This is a genomic window from Stieleria mannarensis, assembly GCF_014154935.1.
GTDB classification, from domain to species: Bacteria; Planctomycetota; Planctomycetia; order Pirellulales; family Pirellulaceae; genus Stieleria; species Stieleria mannarensis.
The window spans coordinates 174,661-185,400 of record NZ_JACEHH010000014.1 but is presented as its reverse complement, the minus strand read 5'-3'; the positions used below and the strand labels follow the sequence as shown (position 1 = coordinate 185,400).

The following is a 10,740-nucleotide window of genomic DNA, read 5'->3' as shown; positions in this document are numbered from 1 at the left end:
CCAAAGTGGCGCTGTCCAGCTAGACACCAGCGCGGCCCCGTCCCCAGGGTCTACCGCCCATCACCCTTGTACTGGATCGTCGCGCCGGTCGGGGCTTGCGGCCATGGGGTCTCGCCCGGCGGCCACGATTGGGGCTGCTTGCTGCGGACCTTCGCCACCCGTTCTTTCAACCATTCCGGCGCATCGCGATTTTCCGCTTGCCCGTAAACCCAGGGCTGGGGCGGATCCATCAACGCCGGCGGCGACCCGATCACCTTCTCCAGCGGCGGTCGTTGCTTTCCGACAGCCTCCAGACGTGCCTTCAGCCGTGCGACGACCTCGGGATGCTGCGCCGCGACATCGGTCGACTCGGACGGATCACTGACAATGTCGTACAGCATGTCGCCCATCAGCTTGTAATCGCCCGAACGGATCGTCGGCAATCGAACACTGCCGGCGACCTCGTAAACGATTTCGTCGCGGGGACTCAGTCCGCCCTTCAAAATCACTCCGGACATGTCCATGCCATCCAGCGGGCGACAAGGCTCGGTGCTGCCGCCGGCCAACGAGACAAAGGTGGGCAGCAAGTCGACGACGTGCATCATCGCATCGCTGGTCTTGCCCGCAGGGATCTTGCCCGGCCACCGCATCGTGCACGCCACACGGACTCCGCCTTCAAAGGTCGTGTTCTTCGTTCCTCGGTACGGACGATTGACTTCTTCGGTCAGCCCTCCGTTGTCATTGGCGAACACGACGATCGTGTTTTCGGAGAAACCGTACTGGTCGACCGCGCCGACGATCCGGCCCACCGCGTCATCCAAACACTTCAGCGCCGCCGAGCGTTTGTCCAGCGTGTCGGTGTAGCGCGGGATGTCTTCCAGCGGTCCGTGGATCGCGTTGAAAGGGACATAGATGAAGAACGGAACGTCCTTGCTGCGCTCAGAGATCAAACGCACGGCCTCGTTGGCGAACAAGTCCGTCGAGTAACCTTGTTCATCCAGCGGTTGTTGATTGCGATGCCAGTCGTAGACGGCAAACGTCGCCGGCGAATTGTGGGGGATGGTGTAGTTGTTGTAATCGATGCCCCAACCGTAGTGACCGTACTGGTGATCAAAGCCCTGGCCCATCGGCAGTTGTCCAGGCAGCCATTCTCCCAAGTGCCATTTGCCGATCAACGCGGTGAAATAGCCCGACGCCTTCAAAGCTTCGGCGATCGTGTGTTCGCCGGTATCAAGCCCGTGCAGCATCCGCGTCGGCGTGCCGTCGGGTTGGTGCGCGAGTTCCAAACCAAGCTTTTTCAAATAACTCGGTTTGCCGAAATCTTCCGACCGCCAGTCCATCCAATTGCGAAACGCATAACGACCGGTCATCAAGGCGCAGCGGGTCGGGGCACAGACCGAGTGGGCATAAAACTGGGTCAGACGAAGACTTTGTCCGGCCAGACGATCCAGGTTCGGCGTCAGATCCCCGTCGCCACCCTGAAACCCCGGATCCGCCCAGCCCATGTCGTCGGACAACATCAAAACGATGTTGGGCGGCTGGCCGGCAGGGGCGGGAGACGCAAAACACGCCAAGATGACCAGGGCGGCGAGGATGAAAGGAAGGCGGAGATGCATTGGGCGATGGCTGGGAGTGGTGTGGGGAGCGGAGTTGGATTGGAATGGTGCCCATTGTAATCGTTCACCTCGCCTCAAGGCGCCGCCTTGGATGTTGTGGAGGCCAGGTGGTCGTTGGTCTCCGGCCTTTAAGCGCATCTTCGGGTGCCTTTAGGCACCGCGCATTGACGCCAGACGCGAGGGACATGAAATGTATTGCTGATTCTTTACGATGCGTTCCCTCTCTCCAATGGCTCCCCTCTCCTTAAATCAGATCGCGCGAAAAAGACTGATCAAAGAGTGACGTTGATCGCGATCTGTTTTGGGGAGAGGGGCTGGGGGTGAGGGGAGCCAGAATCATCAATCACGTCTTGCAAAGAGACGAGCCTACCAACCTTTGTCTGGCAACATCGTATTGCCTTGCTCGCAAGGGTATTGGTCAGCAATAGATCTCGCGTCCCAAGCGTCTGCGGGGAATCGGCTAAAGCCTAGACACCAGCGCCGCCTCGAAATGTTAGAAAACTAACAAAAAAAGCTTGCCGACCGCCATCAACTTGTTACCTTTCTAACACTTTGTCTCAGCAGCCCTGTTCGCCCCGGAGGCTCACGTGCGTTCTGACCTTTCCCGTCGCGAGCGGCAGATTATGGAAGTGATCTACCAGCTCGGCGAACCGACCGCCAACGAGATCGTCGCGGCGATGCCCGATCCGCTGGCCAACGCCACGGTGCGGACGCAGCTTCGCACGTTGGAATCCAAAGGTGTCGTCAAGCACCGCCGCGAAGGCAAACAGTTCGTGTACTTCCCCGCGGTGCCTCGCAAGAACGCCGCAGTCAAGGCGTTTCGCAAAGTCTTGGAAATCTTCTTCGGCGGCTCGGTCGAAGACGCGTTGGCGACGCACCTTGCCGATCCGAAGACGAAATTGAGTGACGATCAAGTCAAGCGTCTGCGACAATTGCTAAAAGAACATCAAACACGGGGCGACAAACAATGAGCGAGACACTGAATGATTGGTTGATCGACAGCCCACTGTCACTGTGGTTGGTCGTGATCGTTCAGGTCACGATCGTCGCGGCGATCGCCTCGTGGATCGCCTCTCACATCAAACGATTCGATCCTGGGCGAACGCACGGCGTCTGGCTGACGGCGGTGGGCCTGACACTGCTGCTGTTGCCCGTGCACGTCTTGGTCGGCGGATGGCAGATTCCTTTCGGAACACCACAAAACGACACGATCGCACAACGCTTCGAGGTGGCTCCCGCGGCTCGAAACAGCGACGTTCCTGCAACCGCGGCTTCCGCGGACTTGGCCGAGCCACAGGCAACACTTGAACCGACCGATCCGGCGGCAGAACCACGGCCCGACGAATTGTTGCTCTCAGTCCCAACACCACTGTCTCCGGGGGCCAACGCGACGAGGCCGATCGAGCCGCAGACGAATCAACGTCTCGATGGCGCCGATGCCGGCTTCATTTCCACCATCCAACCATCGCAAGTTCAGTGGCTGCTCGGTTGGATTTACGCCGTGGGATTCACGTGGGTTGCCCTACGCACGTTTGCCGGGTTGTTTCGGCTGCGAATCGCGGCAATGCGAGGCCGATCGGTCAGCGCGAGCACCAGCGGCATTGCCGATCGGATCGCCGGCGCACTCGACTTGCCGGGCACGCCTTCGATTCGGCGGACCGATCAAACTTCCATGCCACTGGTTTTCGGATTGCTGCGACCGACGGTGCTGGTTCCAGACGACTTCGATGGTTGGAGCGAAGACGAGATCCGCTCGACGCTGCTGCACGAGTTGATGCATGTCCGACGGCGAGACGCGCTGGCTCAAACCTTGGCCTCGATCAACTTGATGCTCTACTGGTTCCATCCGGCAGTCTGGTTGGTCGATCGGCGACTGAGCGAATCGCGGGAATGGGCGACCGATCGCGATGTCCTGACAGCCTCTTCGGCGAGCGGAGGCGAACTGAATTCGGGGCGTTACGCGGAAAGTTTGCTGAACATTGTGACGCGGTTTCGAAGCGCTGATGCGGCACGTCGATTGCCCGATCGGTCGGCGATTGCGATGAGTCGTCATAGCGAGATCGAAGACCGCTTGAAATTGATTCTCCGTGGCGTTCCAGGGCTTTCCCGCTGGCGGATCGCGTCGCTGCGTTTGATGGTCGCCACGCTGGCCGTCGCGGCAGTCGCGACGACGGTGCGGCTGGATCGCTCGGCCGCACAAGTGCCTCCGGACGATCGTACCAAGCCGGCTGCATCTGATGCGGCCCAAACCGAAGCAGCCGACGCCGGTCCTACAGACGAACCGATCCAGCCAAACGACAATGACTTGATTGCCCGAGTGCTGACGTGCAAACCGACGATGACCGAATCGAAAGACCACGCGGTGATCGTGAGTGTCTCCGGTAAAGTCATTTCTCCCGGCGGAGAGCCGGTACCAGGAGCGGTGGTGATTCTGAGGGAATCGAGCGGGCGTCGTGCGTCCAGCGACATCAACAAATACCTGCTTTCAGTAGACCGAAATCTGATTCGTGTCCCGGACGTGATCGGGCGGTCGGAAACAAACGCGAACGGGGAGTTTGAATTTAGGCGTGTCAAGGCTCCTGCGTTGGCAAATGATCGAACGGACCGGTGGGTGGGCTCGCTGGTCGCCGCGATGCCGGGCGTGGGCGTTGCAACGTCGCCGCTGACCATCAAGAAATCGAACCCCGCGCCGATCGAATCCCTCGCCCTGAAGCTCACGACGACGAACTCCGTCAGCGGCCGTTTCGTCACGCCGGATGGCCAACCGCTTGCCGGTGCGATCGTCAACCTGACACAGTTGTTCGCACCGACGGCCGACCTATGGGGCCCTCAAGAGCGTTTCGAGCTATCGATGAGCCAATTGACGCCAAGGACCACGACCAACAAGTCGGGGTACTTTGAATTCCAGAACATCCCCGCCGGTTTGATCGCCTCGATCTACGCCTCTCACGTCGACTGGGAGAACGGATACGCCGCAGTTCGCACCAGCGATGACGTCGCAACTGGAGAATTTGAACGTCCCAATCCCTGGCTTCCCAGCGGAGAAATCGTTGCCAGCCCGGCGAAGATGGTTGCCGACCCCGGTTACACGCTCCACGGCCACGTAATCGACGACCAGGGTTCGGGGATCGCGGATGTCAGCGTTTATCCATCGCCCAGTGTTGGTCGCCACAAAACCGATTCGAAGGGCGATTTTAGATTTCGCGTCTCGACGCGCTTGATCAAGCGTTATCTGGATCATGACGATCGCACGATCGACTTCTCTGTGATCACATCCGATGAAAGTCCGTTCCTGTCGAAACGGATCGAACTCTCTAAGGGACAATTGACAGGAAAAGAACCGATCAACGTGGTGCTGCCCCGCGCCGCAACCATCAGCGGCAAAACAGTGGATGGGTCAGGAACTCCGCTACAACACATTGTCGTAAGTTCACTCGATAGCCCGGCTCCCTATGGAACCGTCTCGAACGACGATGGAACATTCAGTCTGAAACTTCCCCTCGGAGAGCATGTCGTGGTGCTGACGAGCAGGGAACCCGGCTACGCAATCCCTAAATCCGCCTATGGAATGACGAAGGAGGAAGCCGCATCGCTTCCCCATCGAAAAATCAAGGTCACCGATCTTCTACCGCGCACCCTTGAACCGATCGTCGTGCCCAAGCTAGCCACCTACCAAGTCATCGTGTCGCTGCCCGACGGCAGTCCGGCCGTCGGTGCGTCGGTGATTTTGCGTGATGAAGTGTCACCCGACACTAACGCAGCTGGATTTGACCGCCCCGCTCGCATCGTCGATCGATCTGAGACCGAAAGCACCAATTCACTCGGACGCGCCACATTGGTTCCCAGCGAGATCACGTCTCCCAAGGCCTTCATCGATGTCAAGTATCTCGGTGATAACACCGCCTTCGACGGGACCGCCAAGCTGGTCGATGCCAAGGACAGTGTGATCCATCTGGTGCTCGACTCTTCGTCGATCGTGCAAGGCCGCGTGCTGGTCGACGGAGAACCGGTCGCCGGGGCTCGGGTGCAAATCAGCATCACGAAACCCGTCCAACGGACGTTCAAGGGCAGGACGATCACATCCTTTCAGTCATCGGGCCATCAGCTCGTCACGACGGATTCCGATGGCGTGTATCGGGCATCTGTGCCGGCCGGAAAACGTGTTACCGTCTTCCTGAGCAATGTTTCAGACCTCTCGTTTCAACCGACGATCGGTTACAACGCGCAACCCGACGCGGACGGAAAGCTGATCGTCAAGGACTTTGAACTGATCCGCGGAAAGCAAGAAATCGCCGGACGTGTGATCGATGCCGATGGCAATCCGGTCGCCAAAGCGATGGTCTCCATCCGCCGCGACCGCGACGTGATTCCCAACTTCTGGGTCGATTACCGTCGCGAAAGCCAATCCACCACCGACGCCAACGGGCGGTTTCATTTGAAGAACGTCCCGCAGGGAAAGTACCAACTGTCCGTCCGCGGCCCCCAAGGCGAAAGCTCTGTCTCGGCAACCCGGATCTCGACCTTGGTTCCGGTCCGCACCGGTGAGACGGATTTGGAGATCACGCTAAACCTGCCCAACCTGCCCCCGATCCCGAGGCTCGTGCCGATCGAGGTCACTCCCAAGCGGTAGAAATTGTGGGATAGGCTTCTAGCCTGTCATCTCCTGAATTGACAGGCTAGAAGCCTATCCCACTTATTGAATCCCCCCCTCACCTGGTCCCACCATGCTTTCGATCAAGTTTCTCTTATCGCTGCTGCTGACCGCCGGCACGGCGGAATTGTCGGGCCGTGTCGTCGATTCGGACGACCAGCCCGTTGCCGGCGCAATCGTCGTCGTCAGCACCGCCAAGCCACGCGTCGGTCCGGCCACGACTTGCCCGTCCTGTTACCGCGATTGCACCAAACGCACGACCACCGACGAAAACGGCGCGTTCTCGATCACCGACTTGTCGGATCAGTTGCTGTTCAGCCTGGCGGCCGGCGGCGCGGGCTATCAAGGCCAAGTCTCCGAGCACTTTGATCCGCAACAAAATCCCGAAATTAAATTCGAACTCGAACCGATCCGGCGGACTGAGAAAATCGAAGTGCTACGCGGCCGCGTCGTCAACCTCGACGGAAACCCGATCGCGGGCGCTCAAGTCCGACCACACACCATCTTTCGCAACAACGGCATCTTCGGCGGATCAGATCGATCGGTCACGCCGCTCACCCTGACCGATGAAGACGGCGTCTTCGAAATGTCGCTGGGGGATCACATCGAGTGGATCGACTTGCGGATCAACGCCTCGGCCTACGCCCCCGCGCAAACCCGTTGGGCTCGATCGGAGGATCAAAAGCTCGAAATCTCGCTCGGCTCGGGCGCGGGTCTTCGCGGCAAGTTAATCTTCCGCGGCCAACCGGTCGCGGGTGTCGAAGTCGGACTGGTCCAAAAGAATCGCATGATGGGCAGCATCGTGACGCCCCAAGAGGTGTATACCGACGAAACAGGCACGTTCAGCTTCGACCAGCTTCCCCCAGAACTCGAGTACACCCTCTACACCCACACCGGCCAAGCCGCCTCGGCAGTGCTGCCGCTCAGCTTGATCAAGGCTCCCCGGCACGGCGAGCAGGCTGATTTAGGTGATATCACGGCCGTCCAGCCGATTCGATTGGAGGTCACGGTGACGAGCAGTGACGGGACACCGATTCCCAAAGACAGCTACGTCTACATCGGCCGACGCTATGGTTGGCGAGGTTCGCAGTTGCCGCTGGAACAAAAGACGACCTCGAAGGTGTCGATCCTGGATGCGGCTCCCGAGGTGTATACGGTCGGCGTGCGAGTGAAGGGTTATGAAGTGCTGGAAACCCAGCCGAAGCTGAACGTGGACCTCAATCGCAGCTACTCGGTCGACGCCAGCCGCGAATCGAGTGTCGTGTTCATCCTGCGGCCGGCAGCGAATTAGGGAGCGCGCTGGTGTCCAGCCTTTAGGCGTTTCTGACCTCGTTCCAAGACTCCGCGTCGCGAGTGAGGAGGCGGAACCCTGGCCTGCGCAGAACCGATTGTCGCGGCCGGTCCAGATCTTATCCGGAGCCGCTTTCGTCGCGTTTGCCCAAAGGGCATCAACAACTTAGCCTGGGGTCAGGGAACGAGCGCAGCGGAGTGACCGCAACCCCAGGGGAAAAAAGCCAAATCCGCTCCTCCCCCTTTCGATCGGCCGGCGGCTCTGCCGCCGGCCGATCGAAAGGGGGAGCGTTTTTGGGCGATCGTGGACCTGGGGTTACGCCCGGATTCGCTGAGGCTCATCCGGTCTCACCCCAGGCTAAGTTGTTGATCGCCTTTGGCGAACGAAGCCGAGTGATCCTTGATCCGCTGGCGGAACGCTAGCGACCTGAGTGGAGCCTCCCGAGTGAGGAGGCTCAAGCCTAAACACCAACGATTACTCCTGTTTGGAATACCAATCGGGTGTTCCGAACCAATCATGCATTTCTTTTTCGAACGGGGCGACGACGTCGCGGGGTTCGGGGATTTCGCCGCGGTCTCCGGTTTCGACGATCCAGGTGTCTAGGGCGGCGCGCATTCGCGTGAGTGCTTCTTGATGGGCTACATCGTCCGAATCCGCCACGTTGTCAATCTCGTACGGATCGGCTTGCGTGTCGTACAGCAACTCGTCCGGAAACGGTTCCATCAACTCCGCCGCCGCACCGGTCAGCTTTCCTTCGGTGTGCAATTGCCGCATCAGCGGTTTGACCAGGAAACACTTTTCCTTGTACCGATTCAGCGTCGGAAAACCTGCGCCGGGCGTGAAGTTGCGAATGTAGTGATAGCGTTTGTCGCGAACGCTGCGCAAGCGGATCTCGGTTTCATCGATGCGGTCGCGGGCGCTGAACACGTACTTGCGTGATGGCCCGGTTTGATCGCCGAGAAAACGTCGCCCCTGCATCCCCAGCGGCGGATCGATGCCTGCCATCCACAGCGTGGTGGCCGTCAGATCGATCAAACTGATCAGTTCATCACTGACCGTACCGGGTTGGATTTGCTTGGGTGCGGGATGGTTCTTGGGCCAACGGATCACCATCGGGACGTGCAGCCCCGAATCCCAGCACCAGTGAATGCCGCGTGCTTCCAGCCGTCCGTTGTCGGCAAAGAAAACGACGATCGTGTCGTCGGCCAAGCCGTCTTGTTCCAGCCGGTCCAAGATCCAGCCGATGCGGACATCGGTCCCGCTAGCGGAATTCAAGTACCGCGCCCATTCCTGACGGGTCACCGGATGGTCGGGGTAATACGGCGGCGGTGTGACGTTGTCCGGGGTTGCCACCTGAGGATGCCATTCTTCGCCGACCCACTTCACGCGATCCTTTTCGGCGGACTTGCGATCATAGATGTCGTACTCTGCTTCGGGCAAATTAACTTGGGCGAAGAATGGCTGGTCGGACTTGAGTGCCTGCCAATCATCGGTCGTGTAAAGCTGGCCTTCGTTGACGAAGTTCAAATCCAGCTTGCCCGTTCCGATCACGCGGTCCCCGAGGGTTTTCAGGTTCGCCGTGATATAGCCGGCATCGTGCAACCGCTGAGTGATCGGACGCACACCCGGGGGCAACCGGTAGTCATCACTGCGGTGCGAACGCATGTGATGCGTGTCGGTCGTGGTCTGGTACATGCCGGTCATGAAGGCCGAACGGCTGGGGGCGCAAACCGGCGAGGTCGAAAAGACGTTGGTGTAGCGAATCCCCGCGGCAGCCAGAGAGTCGACGTTCGGCGTGTGAACGTTCTTCGCCCCGTAACATCCAAAGTCCAAGTCAAAGTTCTCGCCGACGATCCAGAGGATGTTGGGGGGCTTGGCAGGCGATTGTGCCTGGGTGATCGAGGCGAAAGTGAAGGAGGCGACCAGCAGCAAAATGAGAAAGCGTCGGGGCATGTTGTGTCTCAGTGACGGAAAAAGGTGGTCGGCAAACCGGTTGGAGAGGCTTCCACTAGTCTATCTCAGCTCCACTATCGGGTTGACGATGCGTTCCGAGAGTCGCCGTGTTCTCCGAACTCGGCGATCCCCAAAGCGAAGCTTTCCCCCCTGCCGACCTCGGAGAGGACGGCGACTGTCCGGCCCGTTCGAAAACGAAGCTCCTTTAGTCGATTTCCCTCGTCGATCCAGCGGATAGCGAGCGGGAAAATCTATCCCGTTAATCCAACCGGCTATCAATCCAATCGGCGATCCGTTTCAGTTGTTCGTCGTCGTAGAACGCCTTTCCGCCGTGGGCGGCGCCGTGGACGACGTGGAAGGTGACGTCCAATCCGGCCCGCCGGTAGGCACCTTCCAACTCATGCGATTGGTTGATCGGCATTTGAGGATCCTGATCCCCATGGATCAACAACAGCGGAGGGTCCTCCGAATCGACGTGCTGGACCGGACTGGCCAGCCGTGCGGCATCGGGAACCGTGGTCGGCAGATCCCCCAACAACAGCTTCAGCGCCGGCTCGCGGACACTCAACCCGTGTGGCGTCGATTGGCTGAGAATCGTCTGCAGGTTGCTGGCCCCGTAGAGTGAAACGATTGCCGCAACGCGAGAAGAAACCTCGGCGTTTCCCATCGCGAAGTTTTCTAACGCCTGCACGCCGCTGCTGACGCCGACCAGTGCGGCGAGGTGACCACCGGCGGACGCCCCCGCGATGACGATCCGATCGGGATCGATTTCGAAACGCTCGGCATGGGCACGCAGGAAGCGAATCCCTGCTTTGATGTCTTCGGTTTGCGCCGGGAACCGAGCGGTCCCGCTGAGCCGGTAATCCAGGCTGGCGATCGCGAATCCGTGTTCGGTCAAGCGTTGGATCGGCACGCTGCGTTTGTCACCGGCGCGCCAGGCACCGCCGTGGACCCACACGATCAACGGGCACGCGTCGTCGTCGGCCCGGCTGGGATAAAAATCCAGTTTCAACTCCGTGCCGTCGACCTTGGCGAACGGAAGGTCTCGCTGGATCATCGGCTCGGCGGCATGGGTGAAACTTCCGATCGCAAAGACCAACAACAGGCAAAGTGGAACTCGGTGCATGGGAACAACGCTGGAAGGGCGACTTTGACGTAGCTACGCTCGCCAGAGCGTGGAGAACTCCGGTGCCCCACCTTCTGGCGAAGGTAGCTACGTTTAACCGGCGATTTACGATGCTTCTTGTGCA

At 59.6% G+C, this 10,740-nt stretch carries 6 protein-coding genes; 3 read left to right on the top strand and 3 right to left on the bottom strand.

Annotation, left to right across the window (positions count from 1 at the left end):
• Positions 1-50 precede the first annotated feature (50 nt).
• On the bottom strand, positions 51-1,595 hold the full coding sequence (locus H1B37_RS11955) for an arylsulfatase B (protein ID WP_182866887.1): 1,545 nt from the start codon (positions 1,593-1,595) through the stop codon (positions 51-53).
• 587 nt (positions 1,596-2,182) lie between these two features.
• Here H1B37_RS11955 and H1B37_RS11950 point away from each other — a divergent pair.
• The 3 genes from H1B37_RS11950 to H1B37_RS11940 all read left to right on the top strand — a co-directional run bounded on the left by H1B37_RS11950 (position 2,183) and on the right by H1B37_RS11940 (position 7,537).
• On the top strand, positions 2,183-2,566 hold the full coding sequence (locus H1B37_RS11950; protein WP_182866886.1) for a BlaI/MecI/CopY family transcriptional regulator: 384 nt from the start codon (positions 2,183-2,185) through the stop codon (positions 2,564-2,566).
• Positions 2,563-6,225, top strand: coding sequence for a M56 family metallopeptidase (locus tag H1B37_RS11945; RefSeq protein WP_182866885.1), 3,663 nt, complete (start codon positions 2,563-2,565; stop codon positions 6,223-6,225). The genes H1B37_RS11950 and H1B37_RS11945 overlap by 4 nt, the downstream gene beginning before the upstream one ends.
• A gap of 94 nt (positions 6,226-6,319) precedes the next feature.
• Positions 6,320-7,537: a carboxypeptidase regulatory-like domain-containing protein gene (locus H1B37_RS11940; RefSeq protein ID WP_182866884.1), complete on the top strand. Its 1,218-nt coding sequence runs from the start codon at positions 6,320-6,322 to the stop codon at positions 7,535-7,537.
• A gap of 474 nt (positions 7,538-8,011) precedes the next feature.
• Here H1B37_RS11940 and H1B37_RS11935 read toward each other — a convergent pair whose 3' ends face one another.
• Both H1B37_RS11935 and H1B37_RS11930 read right to left on the bottom strand, forming a co-directional pair.
• On the bottom strand, positions 8,012-9,490 hold the full coding sequence (locus H1B37_RS11935; RefSeq protein WP_182866883.1) for a sulfatase family protein: 1,479 nt from the start codon (positions 9,488-9,490) through the stop codon (positions 8,012-8,014).
• A 259-nt stretch (positions 9,491-9,749) separates the two neighbouring features.
• The gene (locus tag H1B37_RS11930; protein ID WP_182866882.1) at positions 9,750-10,616 is read right to left on the bottom strand and encodes an alpha/beta hydrolase; all 867 of its coding nucleotides are present in this window, start codon (positions 10,614-10,616) and stop codon (positions 9,750-9,752) included.
• Between the last annotated feature and the right edge of the window lie 124 nt (positions 10,617-10,740).

Bases quoted from the DNA above. Each gene is read 5' to 3' on its own strand.
- H1B37_RS11955 (WP_182866887.1), bottom strand. From the start codon at position 1,595: ATGCATCTCCGCCTTCCTTTCATCCTCGCCGCCCTGGTCATCTTGGCG.
- H1B37_RS11945 (WP_182866885.1), top strand. From the start codon at position 2,563: ATGAGCGAGACACTGAATGATTGGTTGATCGACAGCCCACTGTCACTG.
- H1B37_RS11940 (WP_182866884.1), top strand. From the start codon at position 6,320: ATGCTTTCGATCAAGTTTCTCTTATCGCTGCTGCTGACCGCCGGCACG.
- H1B37_RS11935 (WP_182866883.1), bottom strand. From the start codon at position 9,490: ATGCCCCGACGCTTTCTCATTTTGCTGCTGGTCGCCTCCTTCACTTTC.
- H1B37_RS11930 (WP_182866882.1), bottom strand. From the start codon at position 10,616: ATGCACCGAGTTCCACTTTGCCTGTTGTTGGTCTTTGCGATCGGAAGT.